At 64.0% G+C, this 16,471-nt stretch carries 16 protein-coding genes and 2 pseudogenes; 9 read left to right on the top strand and 9 right to left on the bottom strand.

Annotation, left to right across the window (positions count from 1 at the left end; all coding sequences use genetic code 11):
- Positions 1 to 242 precede the first annotated feature (242 nt).
- From AC3IT0_RS01445 to AC3IT0_RS01480, 8 genes are all read left to right on the top strand, one after another.
- Positions 243 to 683, top strand: coding sequence for a DUF488 domain-containing protein (locus AC3IT0_RS01445; protein ID WP_489322063.1), 441 nt, complete (start codon positions 243 to 245; stop codon positions 681 to 683).
- 300 nt (positions 684 to 983) lie between these two features.
- On the top strand, positions 984 to 1,292 hold the full coding sequence (locus tag AC3IT0_RS01450; protein ID WP_489322064.1) for a DUF3040 domain-containing protein: 309 nt from the start codon (positions 984 to 986) through the stop codon (positions 1,290 to 1,292).
- Positions 1,293 to 1,695: 403 nt separating this feature from the next.
- Entirely contained in the window at positions 1,696 to 1,869 is a 174-nt protein-coding gene (locus AC3IT0_RS01455) for a hypothetical protein (RefSeq protein ID WP_489323883.1), read from the top strand.
- 132 nt (positions 1,870 to 2,001) lie between these two features.
- Complete coding sequence (locus AC3IT0_RS01460) at positions 2,002 to 2,481, top strand: hypothetical protein (RefSeq protein WP_489322065.1); 480 nt, start codon at positions 2,002 to 2,004, stop codon at positions 2,479 to 2,481.
- Between the two features lie 102 nt (positions 2,482 to 2,583).
- The gene (locus AC3IT0_RS01465) at positions 2,584 to 2,805 is read left to right on the top strand and encodes a hypothetical protein (protein ID WP_489322066.1); all 222 of its coding nucleotides are present in this window, start codon (positions 2,584 to 2,586) and stop codon (positions 2,803 to 2,805) included.
- A gap of 307 nt (positions 2,806 to 3,112) precedes the next feature.
- Positions 3,113 to 3,658: a uracil-DNA glycosylase gene (locus AC3IT0_RS01470; RefSeq protein WP_489323884.1), complete on the top strand. Its 546-nt coding sequence runs from the start codon at positions 3,113 to 3,115 to the stop codon at positions 3,656 to 3,658.
- Positions 3,659 to 3,865: 207 nt separating this feature from the next.
- Entirely contained in the window at positions 3,866 to 4,555 is a 690-nt protein-coding gene (locus AC3IT0_RS01475) for a helix-turn-helix domain-containing protein (RefSeq protein WP_489322067.1), read from the top strand.
- A 398-nt stretch (positions 4,556 to 4,953) separates the two neighbouring features.
- Positions 4,954 to 5,202 carry a hypothetical protein gene (locus AC3IT0_RS01480; RefSeq protein ID WP_489322068.1) on the top strand — a complete coding sequence of 83 codons (249 nt, stop codon included), beginning with the start codon at positions 4,954 to 4,956 and terminating at the stop codon, positions 5,200 to 5,202.
- 473 nt (positions 5,203 to 5,675) lie between these two features.
- Here the strand turns inward: AC3IT0_RS01480 and AC3IT0_RS01485 are convergent.
- From AC3IT0_RS01485 to glyA, 9 genes and pseudogenes are all read right to left on the bottom strand, one after another.
- A pseudogene (locus tag AC3IT0_RS01485) lies at positions 5,676 to 6,065 on the bottom strand (formyltetrahydrofolate deformylase); the annotation flags it as partial.
- A 39-nt stretch (positions 6,066 to 6,104) separates the two neighbouring features.
- Positions 6,105 to 6,390: pseudogene (locus tag AC3IT0_RS01490) on the bottom strand (L-serine ammonia-lyase, iron-sulfur-dependent, subunit alpha); the annotation flags it as partial.
- Between the two features lie 36 nt (positions 6,391 to 6,426).
- On the bottom strand, positions 6,427 to 6,912 hold the full coding sequence (locus AC3IT0_RS01495; RefSeq protein ID WP_489322069.1) for a glutathione peroxidase: 486 nt from the start codon (positions 6,910 to 6,912) through the stop codon (positions 6,427 to 6,429).
- 154 nt (positions 6,913 to 7,066) lie between these two features.
- Entirely contained in the window at positions 7,067 to 8,440 is a 1,374-nt protein-coding gene (locus AC3IT0_RS01500; protein ID WP_489322070.1) for an L-serine ammonia-lyase, read from the bottom strand.
- The gene (locus AC3IT0_RS01505) at positions 8,441 to 9,076 is read right to left on the bottom strand and encodes a sarcosine oxidase subunit gamma (RefSeq protein WP_489322071.1); all 636 of its coding nucleotides are present in this window, start codon (positions 9,074 to 9,076) and stop codon (positions 8,441 to 8,443) included.
- Entirely contained in the window at positions 9,069 to 12,014 is a 2,946-nt protein-coding gene (locus AC3IT0_RS01510) for a sarcosine oxidase subunit alpha family protein (protein WP_489321950.1), read from the bottom strand. Before AC3IT0_RS01510 ends, AC3IT0_RS01505 begins: the two co-directional genes overlap by 8 nt.
- Positions 12,011 to 12,331 (bottom strand): sarcosine oxidase subunit delta, encoded by a 321-nt coding sequence (locus AC3IT0_RS01515; RefSeq protein WP_489321951.1) that lies wholly within the window; start codon positions 12,329 to 12,331, stop codon positions 12,011 to 12,013. The genes AC3IT0_RS01510 and AC3IT0_RS01515 overlap by 4 nt, the downstream gene beginning before the upstream one ends.
- Positions 12,332 to 12,343: 12 nt before the next feature.
- Positions 12,344 to 13,564 carry a sarcosine oxidase subunit beta family protein gene (locus tag AC3IT0_RS01520; RefSeq protein ID WP_489321952.1) on the bottom strand — a complete coding sequence of 407 codons (1,221 nt, stop codon included), beginning with the start codon at positions 13,562 to 13,564 and terminating at the stop codon, positions 12,344 to 12,346.
- On the bottom strand, positions 13,561 to 14,901 hold the full coding sequence (glyA, locus tag AC3IT0_RS01525; protein ID WP_489322072.1) for a serine hydroxymethyltransferase: 1,341 nt from the start codon (positions 14,899 to 14,901) through the stop codon (positions 13,561 to 13,563). The genes AC3IT0_RS01520 and glyA overlap by 4 nt, the downstream gene beginning before the upstream one ends.
- 227 nt (positions 14,902 to 15,128) lie before the next feature.
- Here glyA and AC3IT0_RS01530 point away from each other — a divergent pair, with 227 nt between their 5' ends.
- Positions 15,129 to 16,469 (top strand): MFS transporter, encoded by a 1,341-nt coding sequence (locus tag AC3IT0_RS01530; protein ID WP_489322073.1) that lies wholly within the window; start codon positions 15,129 to 15,131, stop codon positions 16,467 to 16,469.
- Positions 16,470 to 16,471: the final 2 nt, after the last annotated feature.

Below are 16,471 nucleotides of genomic sequence, written 5' to 3' on the forward strand. Positions count from 1 at the left end.
TGCCAGGCAATGCCCCGGCCACCCAAACCCGAAACTGTGAAGAGGACCTACCGAACCAGGAACATCGTCGGGACCTCATCGACCGGTTGCGGACAGCCTGATGGCCTGCCGTTCAAGCGAACCAATCAGTCGGTGCACAAGCAAAGCACGGACGAAGCTCAGCCCGTAAGGAAACTCGCGGCCTTCAATATCGAATGTGATTCGGACAAACACCCCTACGCCACCCCAGAGAGGAAACCCCGATGGCCACCCGGCATGAAGTGAAAGTACGGCGCATCTATGAAGAACCCCAGGAAACGGACGGTATGCGTATCCTCGTGGACCGCCTCTGGCCACGAGGCCTAAGCAAGGAAAAGGCGCACTTCGACGAATGGTGCAAGGCGATAGCCCCATCAGCTGAGCTACGCAAGTGGTACGGCCACGACCCCGGCCTCTTCGAAGATTTCAGCCGACGCTATCGCAAAGAGCTCCAAGAACCCGATCCGGCAGCAGCCCTTACCCGACTCCGAAACCTGGCCCATCAGGGTCCGTTGACGCTGTTAACGGCAACCAAGGAGCCCACCATCAGTGAGGCAGCAGTACTCTGCGCAATGATTCAAGAGAGCCGCCAGCCGCCAGTTGCCGGACAAGGCCCTTCCCGCCAAGGAACCGACCACGACCAGACACAGACCAGCCCGCATTGATGAGGGCGACCAGCCACGCCTCAACCAGTAGGAACAATACATAACCCCGCCGCCAAGCACCCAAGCGCGAAAGGATACCGATGGCTAAAGCAAGGCGAAACAGCACAGGAATGCCTGCCGCGCCGGGAACATTTCACAGCACGGGTGCCTCCGAAACGGGTCTCCTTGACTTCCACCAGGAACCCTCCTATGGTCGATAATACTAACATCAAAAATATTAAATTTAGAAGCCGTGCACAGCCGCTGTGAACTGCGAGGCCTCGCCAAAGGTTGAGGAGAGGTATCCCGAGGAGGTTCCCGATGCCGTTGTCGGATAGAGATCGGAAAGTACTTGAAGAACTGGAGCTGGACCTAGCCGCTGACGATCCACGTCTGGCCCAGGAACTCTCGTCCGGTTCTGTGGGGAACAGGTTCAGGGCAAGCTCCTACTTCGGCGCTATAGCGTTCCTGATCGGGGTTGTGCTGCTCATGGCAGGAATCGCCTCACAAGTCGTCGTCGTCGGCGTCGGCGGTTTCCTGCTCATGGGAACAGGCGCCTACCTTCTCGTAGAGAGTCGCTACGCTGGCCACTTTGCCCGGCCTAAGCCAATGAAGCCTCCTTCACGCTGATCCGCCTGCGGCTCTCTCGGATGTCAATAGAAATACAACCAGAACCGGCCGTAGAAAGGTTGTGAAGCATTGGACAGATCAGAGATAGCAACAGACGATATCCGGGTCCACAGCGAGGCCCCGGCTGAAGGGGACACCTCCCGGGAATTTCCCGAGATCCGCTCCCACTCCCAGGACCCCGCTGAAGGATCTGACGACAGCACTGACGCTGACGCCAACAAACAAAGGCAACCGGAACCCTAGCCCCGGTACTCAGCCGGTCCTGGCTGAGTTCATCAGGTCCTTCACTAGACCGACGCTACCCCTAGGATGCAGAGCCGTGACAGGAACATTCGAACTGGCGGAACCCAGCCGTGGAACCTTTGAGTTCAGGCTGCTTTCCAGCACCGGGAAAGTACTGGCCGTGTCCGGAACATACCGCGACAAGGACTCGGCCGTCGCGGCCATCCGCCTCGCACGAGAATGTGCAGCAATGGCCCTCATCCAAGACCACACCACCAGAGCGCCGCATCCCACAACGCCATCGAAGACAAAGTCACGGCACGACCAAGGGGCGCCGTCGCGATGGTTCGGATAAAAAGAGCCGGGACGTAAGCCGTTCGTGCACCCTTCCCTATGCCGGGAACCGGTGAGACATGCTGGCCAGTGATGGAAAGACACGCTCCCAGCTCACTTAATTAGCAACATCAGTACTTAGAAGGAGAGTATCGTGGCTGCCACCTCAATTCCTGTCCCCGCCGACGGCGGGATCAGTCGTGTCCTGCACCGGGCACGCGTGGAACCTGCCTATGGGGCGTTTCTGACGTTGTGGATCGGTTTCGTTGTCCTCCCCGTTGTTTTCGGCCTGGACAAGTTCGCCAACGTCCTCACGAACTGGGAGGGATACCTGGCTCCATGGCTTGTCGGTTTGCTGCCTTTCAGCGCGCATACGGCAATGCTCATCGTGGGCGCCGTGGAGATTGTCGCCGGGATCCTGATTGCCATCAAACCGCGCTACGCAGCGTACGTTGTGGCATTTTGGCTGGCCGGCATCATCATCAACCTGTTGACATACTCAGGTTTTTATGACGTTGCCCTGCGTGATTTTGGGCTCCTCGTCGCTGCATTGGCGCTGGCGCAGCTGGCACGCACCTATGACCACGGGAGCGGCCATCGAGGCCACGCGAACGCTGAGAATCGGTCGAGGTGATACGGGCCCCTCGAAGTTAGAGATGGCTTCGCTTCCACTCCTGTAATTGCGCCGTACTGTTCCATAGACAAATCTGATAGCCACGAGAGGAGAACGCTTAACATGGAGAACTTTAATCTCCTGACCAGATTGATGCAGTGGACACAGCGACTTGCGATGAACGTCTTCGGGCCTGCGGACAGAACTGATGCGGACACGCCGATCATCCACAGAAACGATGACGGGGAAATAGCATCCCAGGAGCAACTTGCTGACATTGAGGTAGAACGCGACAACGAGGGGCATTCCTGGGGGCTCCGGAAAACGACGCATCCGGAGAAATGACCGCCGCATAGTTTCCACGTAGGCCCTGTTCGTCAGTCCGGCTTCCCAAGGGCAGATTATAAAAACGCGCCGGCCGCGAGCACAGCCCCGCAGGGACACAAAGGGAACATTCATGGTCACACGTTCAATCCAGGCATTCGTGGAACAACTCGCTGCAGCGAAAGCCGGCAGGAACAGCGATAATTTCTTCGACTTCACCAGCCCGGAGAACGCCGGCCGCCGACGCAATCTGGAGCTGTATCTGCAGGAGATGTTTCAAAGGAAACCAAAAGTACTCCTCTTAGGGGAAGCGCCGGGTTTTCGAGGGATGCGAATTACAGGAGTCCCGTTTACCAACATGGCCATCCTCCAAGACGGGACCAACCACTTTGGACTGTTTGGGCCCGGGAAGGGCTACACGTTGCCTGCCGGATCCCCGACCATAGCGCCGGAGCCGACAGCGACCGTGATGTGGCGAGTACTTGCGGAACTTGATTTCCTGCCCCTGCTCTGGAGCACCTACCCGCTCCATCCCCACCTTCCAGACCGATGCCTATCAAATCGCACCCCCACTACGGCTGAGGCCCTCGCTGGCCAGCCCTTTTGGTTGGCACTGACCCGCTTGTTCCCCATAACGTCTGTCGTAGCCGTCGGAAACGTCGCCTACCGCAGCGTTCTCGCCAGCGGAAGATCCGGGCCCAAAGTGAGGCATCCCGCCCACGGAGGCAAGGCCCGGTTCCGCCTGGGATTGCAGGAGCTTCTGGAAGCAGGGATTACCACCAACCCCAACGCCCGCAGTGCTGCCCCTGCGAGGACAAGGAATGAAAGGAGCCCCCGGCGAACAGACATGAGCGCCTGCGCTGAGTCGTTTTGACCGCCCCAGCAGAAAACACGCGAGCCCCAGGGCGAGAATCGACCGGCACAGTCGCCGAGGCCATTGCTCTAAATCGGCGAAGCTCATGAAGTAGCGGCGATGTCACCACCCTCCCGTCCCAAGCTGACAGACACTTGGCACACTAATACGGTCTCAAGACAGCTTTAGTGCATTGACACATATGCTGCGATGAGAAAGCATTAGTGCATGAGTTCAATGGAAGCAATGACGACCCGTGAGGCCGGGCAACGCCTCGGCATCACCCAGTCCTCCGTCCGCCAGCTCATCGGCTCTGGCCAGCTGACGGTCGTAGGCAAGGCCGGCAGGGCTTTACTGTTGAATCGCTCTTCAGTGGAACGGCGGGCAGCTGCAGGCACACGGCGCGGCCGTGCCTGGACCCCAAAGGTTGCTTGGGCGGCACTGACCATGCTCTCCGGCGGCAACCCGGGTTGGATTTCAGCGTCGGAGAAGTCACGCCTCAAAAGCAGGCTCCGCGACCGAACCGCCGAGGACGTCGCCGCCCTGGCGCGCCACAAGGACCGGGTCCGCCGCTACAGGGTCACACCGGACGGGCTGCCTATCCTTCAGGATCACCTCATTCCCGGTGGCGTCTCGGCCCTGCGCAGCGAAGCAGTAGCAGCCCGGTTCGGCTTAACTGGCGGCAGTGGACTGGTCGAGGGCTATGTGATGCAAGGCGACGCCGAACAGCTCGCCGCAGCCCTCGGGCTGGTCGACGACCCGGACGGGAACGCCATCATCCGTGAAGTGGGAGTCACCGAGCCGTTCGCTGAGGGCCATGCACCCGTGGCTGCGATCGCAGTAGACCTGATGGGGAGCCTCTCGACCCGTGAACGAAGCGCTGGCCGGCGCGTCATCAACGAGCTCCTCCATGTCTGAGCCGACGATGGAAATACATGCCGAACCCAGCGACGACCGCGAAATCTGGGACGTCCCTGTGCCGCCGGGCGGTTGGGGAACCCCCTGGCCCCAGTGCGTGGAGCTCGCGCGAGAGCTTCCATCAACCCAGTGGACACTCGTTGGCGGTCTCATGGTCCAGCTCCACTCGGCCTCCGCCCTGGCCGTCTCCCGGCCAACAGCAGACGTCGACATCGTTCTGCACATCGAAACCGGGGCGGCGACGACGTCGTCGGTGGCTTCGGTCCTGAACAGGCTGGGATACACCCTGCAGAAATCCATCGACCGGGATGCCCCAGCCCACCGATTCGTGCGGGACAAGCAGCAGATCGATGTGATGGTCGCTGACCACCTGCCTCCGGCCAGGGTCCCGACCCTCGGTGGCCGCAAGCCCTTCCAAATTGCCGGGGGCACGCAGGCGCTGCAGCGCACGGTCAACTGCCCGTCTCGACGTCGACGGCGACCCCGTCCTGATCAGCATCCCCAATGCGCTCGGCGCCCTCGTTCTCAAAGGTGCCGCCTACCGGGAAGACTCACGCGACAAGGACCGCCACCTCGATGACGCCGTTGTCCTCGGCGCGACGATCAGGAACCCCCTCGTCACAGCAGCGCAGATGAAAGGCCAGTGACAGATCCCGGATACTGACCCTGCACAAAGAGCTTTCGGATCCGGGGCACCGCTCCTGGCAACTGCTGGAATCGGCCGACAGGACGCCGGCCATGGACGCCCTCCGAATCCTGGCCACCAACTACAACCTGCCCCCGGTCAACCGCCTCAAGCCCAGCTAACTGCAGCCTGGCCACCACAGCGGCCACCAGCGTGATGATCATGATGACCGCCGGCCCCAATTGTGCATTTTCTGTTCACCGCTGACCGGGCATCGGGAGATGACCGCGGTGTTTGTTTTCAGGCTCCGTCAGGTTGGGGTCTAGACGGTTCACCGGGGGAGCGTAGGAAAGGTCTGCTGGACCCTATTCTGACAGTGTGCGAGGGGCAGCCTGACATCAGGTTGGGGTGTACTTTACCGGACGATTGAAGAGAGAAGTGTCAGCCAGTAGTCACCTGCAATCGCACCCTTTAGCTACTAGCACCAACGTATAATTCCACGATCCCGCGGTGATCGGGATGGTTCGAGACGACCCCGACAATATCGATAGGCAGCTCGCCGATGCGTGCGCGGAACAGCAGATCGTTGAGGCAGTGCTCGAATTTGGACACCATGATCAGGACCCTGCGTTTCGTCCCGTGTTCACGCAGTTGCCATCGCATGCCGAATTTGTCGGCGACGGACGCAAAGGTTTCCCGGAGCGAATCCAGGGTGGCCGGTCCGCCGGGGGAGTCTCCGTCGGGTGCGAAGTGGATCCGCATGAAGAAATGGCCGTCGTCCTGTGAGTCGAATTGTTTGCTGTCGAGGATGTCGCAGCCCTGTTCGAGGAGGAATCCAGACACGGCGTTGACGATTCCGCGGGTTTCCGGGCAATCGAGGCTCAGAACTTATTCAGCGGCGCTGCTATTCAAGGTATCCACGGTTCAGCGCTCGATCACGTTCACGAGGAGGCCTCCTCGGGAGGTGTCCTTGTACTTGGTTTTCATGTCCGCTCCTGTCTCAAGCATTCTCTTGATGGCTTTGCCCAGCGACCTTTTATGGCTTTCGTCCCCGTGCAAGCACAGCCGGGCGGCGCTGAGGGCTTTCACGCTGGCGATGGCATTGCGTTCGATGCGGGGGATCCGCGCCAGGCCTCCTACCGGGCCGCCAGGTCAGCGCGGGGTTGTGTTCGATCCCGATTTCGGCCGCATTCTCGACCTGCGTCGGAGTCCGCATTCGTAGGGATGCCCTTGTCCTGGCTCCATCTCATGCCAGGGCTGCTTGGACGGCGCTGATGACCTCGGGTGAGTCGGGCGCCATTCCAGAGGCAAAGTGCGCTACAACCCCGCCATCGCGGTTCACTAGGAACTTCTCGAAATTCCACTGGACCCGTTCCGGAGGATCGGAGTTCTTGAACTTTGTCAGTTCCGCGTAGAGCGGGTGCTGGTCCTCGCCATGGACGTCTGCCTTGGCAGTCAGTGGGAAGGTCACGCCGAAGTTGGTTTCACAGAACTCGGCGATCTCGGTGTCGGCTCCCGGTTCCTGCCCGGCAAACTGGTTGCACGGGACCCCCAGCACCGCGAAGCCCTGCTCCCGGAACTTGTTGTGCAGCGTCTCAAGCCCTGCATACTGCGGCGTGAACCCGCAATGGGACGCGACGTTTACCACCAGTACCACCTCCCCCTTGAATCGGCCGAAGTCAGCGTCCGTTCCATCGATAAGGGTGAGGGGAATGGAGTGCAGAGCGGTCATGAGGCATCCTCGCAGAGTTGTTGTTCCGTGGCTGCGTCCCTAAAACGGCAATGCAGGGCGCTTGGCATCAACGCGCCCGGAACTTCATATTGCCCCGCGCGCCGAGCGCCTGCGCCTTGCCGCGTCGGAATCCCGACCGGTCGGCCGCCACAGTTCAGCACTCGATCACGTTGACGGCGAGGCCTCCGCGGGAGGTTTCCTTGTATTTGGTTTTCATGTCCGCTCCTGTCTCGCGCATGGTTTTGATGGCTTTGTCGAGGGATACTTTGTGGCTGCCGTCCCCGTGCAGGGACAGCCGTGCGGCGTTAATGGCTTTGACGCTGGCGATGGCGTTCCGTTCGATGCAGGGGATCTGCACCAGGCCGCCCACGGGATCGCAGGTCAGGCCAAGGTTGTGTTCGATGCCCACTTCGGCGGCGTTTTCCACCTGTTCGGGTGTCCCGCCGAGGACCTCGCAGAGGCCGGCGGCCGCCATGGAGCAGGCCGAGCCCACCTCGCCCTGGCAGCCCACTTCGGCGCCTGAGATGGAGGCGTTGATCTTGAAGAGGATTCCGACGGCGGCCGCGGCCAGGAGGAAGCGGACCACTCCGTCGTCGTTCGCGCCCGGAACAAACTTGATGTAGTAGTGCAGGACGGCGGGGACGATGCCCGCCGCGCCGTTGGTGGGGGCGGTGACGATGCGCCCGCCGGCGGCGTTTTCCTCGTTGACCGCCAGGGCGAAGAGGTTCACCCATTCCATCGCACGCAGGGGGTCGGTGACGCCCGTGTCCGCGGTGAGGGTCTGGAATAACGACGGCGCGCGGCGCCTGACGTTTAGCCCGCCGGGAAGGATCCCTTCCGCGGCGCAGCCGTTGTCCACGCATTCGCGCATCACGGCCCAGAGTGCCAGCAGCTTTTCGCGGAGTTCGGCTTCGCTGCGCCACACCAGTTCGTTGGCGAGCATGACGTCGGAGATGGACATGCCTTCGCGCTTGCAGATCTCCAGCAGTTCGTCGGCGGTGGTGAACGGGTAGGGGAGTACGGTGGTGTCGGCCACCACACGGTCGCCGGCGTCGGCGTCGCCGTCCACCACAAAGCCGCCGCCGATGGAGTAGAAGCTCCGTTCGCTCAGGACGGCCCCGGTGTGGTCCAGGGCGCGGAAGGTCATGCCGTTGGGGTGGGCCGGCAGGGACTTGCGCCGGTGCAGCACCACGTCCTCGTCCCAGTTGAAGTCCACCCGGTGGGTCCCGCCGATCATGAGTTCGGCGTCGAGGGCTGCGGCGGCCACCTGGTCATCCGCCGTGGTGGTGTCCACGGTTTCCGGGTCCAGCCCTTTGAAGCCCAGGACCACGGCCTTGTCCGAGCCGTGGCCCCGCCCGGTGGCACCGAGCGAACCGAACAACTCGGCCTGGACGCGTCGGGTGGAGCTCAGGTGGCCGTCGCCCTTGAGTCCGTCGGCGAACAGCTTCGCCGCCCGCATCGGGCCGACCGTGTGTGAGGACGAGGGCCCGATGCCAACGGAGAACAGGTCCAGGACGCTGAGGGCCATTTAGGGGACCTCTGGCGAGGCGTACTCGCGCATTGCATCGAGGAGCCAGCGGCCCAGGAAGTCCGCGAACGAGGCGCGGGGGAAGAGCCGGAAGCTTTCCTCCCCGGTTTTCTGCAGGACCACCGGGATGTTGCCCACCTCGGTGTTCAGCGCGGTTCCCGGGGTGAAGCTGCGGGGGTGCAGGTCCAGGGCGCAGCCCTTTTCCAGGACGGCCCGGGCGCGGGGGCCGGACAGTTCGAACGTGGTGCGGTTGGCGGACAGGTCCACCACCTGGCCCGGGGCGTCACCCAGCGCTTCCGTGAGGGAACCGATGAGATGGCCGCCCAGGGAGTCGTGGGCCTGTTCCGGTGCCACCACGAGGAACTCCGACGGTCCCAGCCAGAGGACGCTGACGCCGTCGGCGCCGCCCACTTCGCCGCAGTGCGCCGGCAGGCCGCCGGTGGCGGCGGCAAGCCGTGCACCTTCCGCAGAGCGCGGGTCTACGCGGACCCCGGCCATGGTCTGGAACGGGCCCTCGTTCAGGACCACTGTCCCCTGGATGGAGCCGGCTTCCAGCGCTGCGGCCAGGTGGGAGGCGGGGCTGCGGCGGATGTCCCGGAGTCCATTGATGCCTTCGAGTGCTGCTGAATTAGCCATCTTTGCGGGTCCCTTCGGGGTCAAATAGTACGGTTTCTGCCACAACAACATCAACCAGCTGGTCGCCGGCTGCGGCCACCAGGGTCTCGCCGATGCGGTTGCGGCCATTCTTGATCAGTGCCAGCCCGAACGAGCGGCCCAGGGCGGCGCTGTGGTAGCTCGAGGTGACGAAGCCCTGCATGGGGACGGGGCCGTAGGCGGGGCTGGTGCTGATGCCCTTTTCCACGAGCTGGGTCCCTTCCGGCAGCCGGATGGAGCCGTCCACGGGCAGGACGCTGACCAGGTGCTTGCGGTCCTCGCGCTGGGCGTCGGCGCGGGCGTAGGAGCGCTTGCCGATGAAGTCCTTGGCCTTGGAAACCACCCATTCCATCCCCGCGTCCTGCGGGGTGACCGTGCCGTCCGTGTCCTGGCCGACGATCGGGTAACCCTTTTCGGCGCGGAGCACGTGCATGGTTTCGGTGCCGTAGGGGGTGATGTTGAATTTGGCCCCGGCGGCGGCCACGGCTTCCCAGGTGTTCAGCCCGTACCAGGACGGCACGTTGATTTCGTAGGCCAGCTCACCGGAGAACGAGATCCGGCAGATCCGGGCCTGCACGCCGGAGGCGAGCGTGGTTTCCCGGAAGGTCATGAACGGGAAGGCTTCGGCTTCGAGCCCGCCGTCCGCTGCCAGTTCCGGTGCCAGTTTGGCGAGCACCGCCCGGGAGTTAGGCCCGACGACGGCAATCGTGGACCACTGTTCGGTCACCGAGGTGCAGTGCACGTCGAGTTCCGGCCATTCGGTCTGCAGCCATTCCTCCAGCCAGTCGAGCACCTTGGCGGCGCCGCCGGTGGTGGTGGTCATGAAGTAGCGGTCCTCGTCCAGGCGCAGGGTCACGCCGTCGTCGAAGATCATGCCGTCCGCCATGCACATCACGCCGTAGCGGGCGGAACCCGGGGCGAGTTTCTTGAACGCGTTGGTGTAGATCCGGTTGAGGAACTCACCGGCGTCCTTGCCGCGGATTTCGATCTTGCCGAGGGTGGTGGCGTCCATGAACCCGACGGAGTCGCGGACGGCGGCGCACTCGCGGAGCACGGCTGCGTCCATGTCCTCCCCGGCCTGCGGGTAGTACCAGGGCCGCTTCCACTGCCCCACGTCCTCGAACAAGGCGCCCTTGGCCTCGTGCCACGGGTTGATGGAGGTGACGCGGGCGGGGTCGAACAGTTCGCCGCGCTGGCGTCCGGCCAGGGCCGCGAAGGCTACCGGCGTGAAGGGTGCCCGGTAGGTGGTGGTGCCGATGTCGCCGATGCCGCGGGACGCTTCGCCGGCGGTCCGGAGCGCGGCGGCGATGACGCCGATCGCGTTGACGCCGGAGGTCTTGCCCTGGTCGTTGGCGGTGCTGATGGAGGTGTAGCGCTTGATGTGCTCCACGGACCGCATACCGGCACCGGTGGAGCGCAGGACGTCGGCCACGGACTGGTCGCGCTGGAAGTCCACAAAGTGGTGGTGCCAGTCATCCGGGGTGCCCGCCTGGCCGGGGACCAGCCACAGCTGGCGGGTCGGGGCGGACGCCTTCGGCTCTTCGATCACGGAAGGCGCGACGGCGGAGCTGAACCCCGCCGCGATGGCCGCGGCGGCACCCGCGGAGATGCCCTCGGCAAGGCAGTCCCCGAGTTCGAAGCTGCCGCGGCCCGAGCCGATGGTCTGCTGGTTCGGAACCACGGTGCTCGGCACAAACGCCGCCAGCTCATCGTCCCAGCGCAGTTTGCCCTGGCGCTGGGAGTGGAGGTGGACCAGCGGGCTCCAGCCGCCGGAGACTGCCAGCAGGTCGCAGGCGATTTCTTCGACGCCGGAGGTGAGTTCGCCGTCGTCGTTAATGCTCCGGACGGTGACGCTCCCAACCCGGCCGTCTGCGCTGTTGGAGGCGGTGTTCGCCACCGCGCTGCCGATCAGCACGCGGGTGCCGGCTTCGACGGCGGCGGCCGCCACCGGCGTGAGGGCCGGACGGGCGTCAACGACGGCCGCGACCTTGACACCGGCGGCGCGCAGGTCCGCGGCGAGGGCGTAGGCGCTGTCGTTGGTGGTGCTGATGACCACGCGCTGCCCGGCGGCGACGGCGTAGCGGTTCAGGTACGTGCGGACGGCGGAGGCCAGCAGGATGCCGGGGCGGTCGTTGTTCTCGAACACCAGCGGGCGTTCGTGGGCGCCGGGAGCCAGCACCACCTGGTTGGCACGCACGTGCCAGATCCGCTGCCGGGAGACGCCGGGGGCGGCCGGGCTGGACAGGTGGTCGGTGCGGTTCTGGACCGCGATCACGTAGTTGGCGTCGTAGGCGCCGAACGCGGTGGTGCGGTTCAGGACGGTGGATTCGGCGCCGGAAACCAGTTCGGCTTCCACGTCCGCCACCCATTCCAGGGCCGGCTTGCCTTCGATGGTCTCGGCCAGGCCGGACGCGGTGGCGCCGGAGAGGAGCGAGCCGCCGAGTTCGGGCTGGTCGTCCATCAGGATCACACGGGCGCCGGTGCGGACCGCTTCGCGGGCAGCGGCCAGGCCGGCGGGGCCGCCGCCGATCACCAGGACGTCGGTGTGGACGTACTTCTTGTCGTACTCAGCACGGTCATCTTCCGGGTCCAGGCGGCCCAGGCCGTTCAGCATGCCTGCGGCGAGGCCGTCCACCAGGGTGACGGTGGTGGCGGGGAGCATGGACTCGGCCACGTGGCCCGGGAACCGTGGTTCAACACGGACCAGCGCGTTGGATTCCTCCACGCCGGCGGACATGATGCCGCGGGGGCGGTCCTCGTAGAGCGAGTTGCCGGCGGCGATGCGGCCGTTGGCGAGCAGGGCCGAGGCGAGGGTGTCGCCAGGGTGGCCCGTGAATTCCTCGCCGTCCACGGTGAAACGCCAGGAGATGGTGCGGTCGATGCGTCCGCCGGCGGCGAGGCGGGCGTTCTGGGAAGTCACTTGGTTGCTCCTTCCGGGGCGGTGGTGCTGGCGGTGATGCTGATAGCGGCTGGGCGCGGCGTGCCCATCGGGTAGACGGCCTGGATGTCGTAGGTGACGGTGTCGCGCAGCATGTTGAACCACTGGCGGCAGCCGGTGCTGTGCAGCCAGCGTTCGGCGAAAATGCCTTTGGTGTTGTCGCGGTAGAACAGGTACTCGGCCCATTCGCGGTCGTTCAGGTCGTTCGGGTTCTCCGGGTAGGCCACGTGGGCCTGGCCGCCGTAGTGGAATTCGGTCTCGTCGCGCGAGCCGCAGTTGGGGCATGAAATGAGGAGCATGTCCGGCCTCTCTTAGTGGGCCACGGCGGCTGCGCCGTGTTCGTCGATCAGTTCGCCGGTTTCGAAGCGTTCCAGCGCAAAGGGCTTGTTCAGCTTGTGCGGGGTGCCCGTGGCGATGTTATGGGCGAACGTCAGTCCGGCGGCAGGGGTGGCCTTGAAGCCGCCGGTGCCCCAGCCGCAGTTCACGAACATGTTCTCCACCGGGGTGTTGCCCACGATGGGGGAGGCGTCCAGTGTCGTGTCCACGATGCCGCCCCAGGTCCGGAGCACGTGGGCCCGGGCGAAGATGGGGAAGAGTTCGACGGCGGCCGCCATCTGGTGCTCGATCACGTGGAAGGAGCCGCGCTGGCCGTAGCCGTTGTAGGAGTCCACGCCGGCGCCCATCACCAGTTCTCCCTTGTGGGCCTGGGAGACGTAGACGTGTACGTGGTTGGACATGACCACGGTGGGGTGGACCGGTTCGTGCAGTTCGGAGACCAGCGCCTGGAGCGGGTGGGACTGGATGGGGAGCCGGAAGCCGGCCATTTCCGCCAGGACCGAGCTGTGCCCTGCGGCCGCGAGGCCCACCTTTTCGGTGTTGATGGTGCCCCGGTTGGTCTTGACACCGGTGACCCGGTTGCCGTCCTTGACGAAGCCCGTGACTTCGCAGTTCTGGATGATGTCCACGCCAAGTTCGTCGCACTTGCGGGCGAAGGCCCAGGCCACGTGGTCGTGCTTGGCGATGCCTGCGCGCGGCTGGTACGTGGCGCCCATGACCGGGTAGCGGATGTTGTCGCTGATGTTCAGGATGGGGCAGAGCTCCTTGACCTGTTTCGGGTCCAGCCATTCAGCGTCCACGCCGTTGAGCTGGTTGGCACCCACGCGCCGGATGCTTTCGCGGACATCGCCCAGGGTGTGGGCGAGGTTCATCACGCCGCGCTGGCTGAACAGGAAGTCGTATTCGAGTTCCTCCGGCAGGATTTCCCAGAGCTTGAGGGCGTGCTCATAGATGGCCGCGCTCTCGTCCCAGAGGTAGTTGGAACGGATGATGGTGGTGTTCCGGGCCATGTTCCCGCCGGCCAGCCAGCCCTTTTCCAGGACGGCGATGTTGGTCATGCCGTGGTTCTTGGCCAGGAAGTAGGCCGTGGCCAGGCCGTGCCCGCCGCCGCCCACGATCACGGCGTCGTAGGACTTCTTCGGGTCCGGGTTCCGCCAGAGGAAATCCGGGTGCTCGGGGAGCTGGTGGGTGCTCACTGGGCTGCTCCAATCAGGTCAGATTCGAAAGCGGCAATGTCGGTGCCGCCATTGAGGTGCGAGTAAAGGGGGAACTGCTCTGCCAGTGCGCTCACGCGGGCACGGAGTTCGACGACAGTCTGGTCGCCGATGGTGCCGTTACCGGCGGCGGCGATCAGCGCCGTCGCGATGATGTCGGCAACCTCTGCGAATTCCACCGCGCCGAAGCCGCGGGTAGCGAGGGCTGGCGTGCCGATCCGGAGGCCGGAGGACACCATCGGCGGGCGGGGGTCGAACGGAACAGCGTTGCGGTTGACCGTGATGCCGATCCGGTGCAGGACGTCTTCTGCCTGCTGGCCGTCCAGTTCCGAGTGGCGCAGGTCCACCAGGACCAGGTGGACGTCGGTGCCGCCGTTGACCACGGAGATTCCTGCCGCGGCAACGTCCTCCTGGAGGAGCCGTTCGGCCAGCAGCCTGGATCCCGCCAGGACGCGTTCCTGGCGTTCCTTGAATTCAGGCGAGCCGGCGAGCTTGAACGCCACGGCCTTGGCGGCGATGACGTGCTCCAGCGGGCCGCCCTGCTGGCCAGGGAACACGGCGCTGTTGATCTTGCGGGCGTACTCCTCCTTGGCCAGGATGACGCCGCCGCGCGGACCGCCGAGTGTCTTGTGGGTGGTGGTGGTAACGACGTCGGCGTACGGCACCGGGTTCGGGTGCAGCCCCGCGGCGACCAGGCCGGCGAAGTGGGCCATGTCCACCATGAGGTAGGCGCCCACGAGGTCCGCGATCCGGCGGAACTCGGCGAAGTCCAGCTGGCGGGAGTAGGCGGACCAGCCGGCGACGATCAGCTTCGGGCGGTGTTCCAGCGCCAGCGCCTCGACCTCTGCCATATCGATCCGGAGGTCGTCCTCACGCACGTGGTACGGAACCACGTTGTAGAGCTTGCCGGAGAAGTTGATCTTCATGCCGTGGGTGAGGTGGCCGCCGTGGGCCAGGCTCAGGCCCATGATGGTATCGCCCGGGCTCAGGAGGGCGAACATTGCGGCGGCGTTGGCCTGCGCGCCGGAGTGCGGCTGCACGTTGGCGAACTCGGCGCCGAACAGGGCCTTGACCCGGTCAATGGCCAGCTGCTCGATGACGTCAACGTGCTCGCAGCCACCGTAGTAACGCTTGCCCGGGTAGCCCTCCGCGTACTTGTTCGTCAGCACGGAGCCCTGCGCCTCCATGACGGCGGACGGGGCGAAATTCTCCGAGGCGATCATTTCCAGCGTCGACTGCTGGCGGACCAGTTCATTATTGATGGCCTGCTGGACCTCGGGATCGACTGCCGCGAGCGGCTGAGTGAGGTTGTTCGTCATAATGACCTCTTTCAAAGGTGCTGATGCAACGCTGTTGTGTCTGTTGCAACAGTAACCGCGAACTACTGTTAGGTCAATCACTTTATAGATCGCAGCCGTTGCTGGAACAGATCGCGTATTTCTTTGAATAACCCCAAAGATGACTCTTGACTGTGGTGGAGCTCACCCCTATTCTGGAGCAACAGCGTTGCATTTATCGCAACCCTATGACTTCAATTGGTGGACACATGAGTAACGAAATATCCTCCTCGCTGCCTCCGAGTGACCAAGTACATCCCGTCAACGGAGACGGCGTCAGCAAAGAAACGCGCCGCAGAGTCATTGCGGCCAGCTTCATCGGCAACTTCGTTGAATGGTTCGACTACGCCGTTTACGGCTACCTTGCCGTCACCATCGCCACTGTGTTTTTCCCAGAGTCAGACCCCCAGACCGGGCTTCTGCTGACCTTCGCCCTGTTTGCGATTTCGTTCCTTGTACGCCCGCTCGGCGGGTTCGTCTGGGGCCATATCGGAGACAAGGTAGGCCGCCGGACCGCACTGTCGCTGTCCATCCTGATCATGTCCGGGGCAACTTTCTGCATCGCACTGATTCCTGGCTACGACACGATCGGCATCTGGGCTCCCGTCCTGCTTCTGATCATCCGGGTAGTTCAGGGCTTCTCCGCCTCCGGCGAGTACGCCGGAGCATCGGCCTTCCTCGTCGAGTACGCGCCCGCCAATAGGCGCGGCCTGTACGCCGCGGTTGTTCCCGCCAGCACCGCGGCCGGCCTGCTCCTCGGTTCCCTGATGGCAGGCCTGCTGACAGTCCTGCTCAGTTCCGACGCAATGCAAAGCTGGGGCTGGCGCCTGCCGTTCGTGCTGGCAGCCCCGATGGGACTGATCGGCCGCTACATCCGGACAAAGCTCGAAGACACCCCGGTGTTCCGCGAACTCGCAGCCGAGGACGAAACCATCAAGGCACCCGTGTCCAGCCTGTTCCGGAACCACTGGCGGCAGTTGCTGCAGGCCGTCGGCGCCGTGCTGCTCAACGCCGTCGGGTTCTACGTCATCCTCAGCTACATGCCCACTTATTTGTCCGCGGAACTGGGCCTGGGCGAAACAGAATCCTTCCTGGCAACCACCATCGCGCTGCTGACGTACATCGGTTTTATCTTCCTGACCGGAATGCTCTCGGACCGCTATGGCCGCAAGAAGGTCCTCATCAGCGCATCCATCACCTTCATTGTGCTGACCGTGCCCGCCTTCGCGCTGCTGGGAACAGGGAACTTCCTGGTCATCGTCCTCGCCCAGATCCTCCTCGGTGCGATGCTCACCCTCAACGACGGCACGCTCCCCAGCTTCCTGGCCGAAATGTTCCCCACCCGGGTCCGCTACAGCGGCTTCGCGGTCAGCTTCAACCTCTCCAACGCGCTTTTCGGTGGCACCGCTCCGTTCATGGCAACGCTGCTGATCGCGGCCACTGCCAATGACCTGGCTCCGGCCTGGTACCTGGTGGGCGCCGCGGTGATCTCCCTGATCGCCGTTGCCCTCTCCCGCGAAACCTGCAAAGAACCGCTGCGCCACGACTAACA

It is taken from the genome of Pseudarthrobacter sp. KH_020_B (genome assembly GCF_057840185.1).

Coding starts and splice junctions, on each gene's coding strand:
- AC3IT0_RS01495 (WP_489322069.1), bottom strand. CDS start 6,912: ATGACCGCTCTGCACTCCATTCCCCTCACCCTTATCGATGGAACGGAC.
- AC3IT0_RS01530 (WP_489322073.1), top strand. CDS start 15,129: ATGAGTAACGAAATATCCTCCTCGCTGCCTCCGAGTGACCAAGTACAT.
- AC3IT0_RS01445 (WP_489322063.1), top strand. CDS start 243: ATGGCCACCCGGCATGAAGTGAAAGTACGGCGCATCTATGAAGAACCC.
- AC3IT0_RS01505 (WP_489322071.1), bottom strand. CDS start 9,076: ATGGCTAATTCAGCAGCACTCGAAGGCATCAATGGACTCCGGGACATC.
- AC3IT0_RS01450 (WP_489322064.1), top strand. CDS start 984: ATGCCGTTGTCGGATAGAGATCGGAAAGTACTTGAAGAACTGGAGCTG.
- AC3IT0_RS01515 (WP_489321951.1), bottom strand. CDS start 12,331: ATGCTCCTCATTTCATGCCCCAACTGCGGCTCGCGCGACGAGACCGAA.
- glyA (WP_489322072.1), bottom strand. CDS start 14,901: ATGACGAACAACCTCACTCAGCCGCTCGCGGCAGTCGATCCCGAGGTC.
- AC3IT0_RS01465 (WP_489322066.1), top strand. CDS start 2,584: ATGGAGAACTTTAATCTCCTGACCAGATTGATGCAGTGGACACAGCGA.
- AC3IT0_RS01475 (WP_489322067.1), top strand. CDS start 3,866: ATGAGTTCAATGGAAGCAATGACGACCCGTGAGGCCGGGCAACGCCTC.
- AC3IT0_RS01470 (WP_489323884.1), top strand. CDS start 3,113: ATGCGAATTACAGGAGTCCCGTTTACCAACATGGCCATCCTCCAAGAC.
- AC3IT0_RS01500 (WP_489322070.1), bottom strand. CDS start 8,440: ATGGCCCTCAGCGTCCTGGACCTGTTCTCCGTTGGCATCGGGCCCTCG.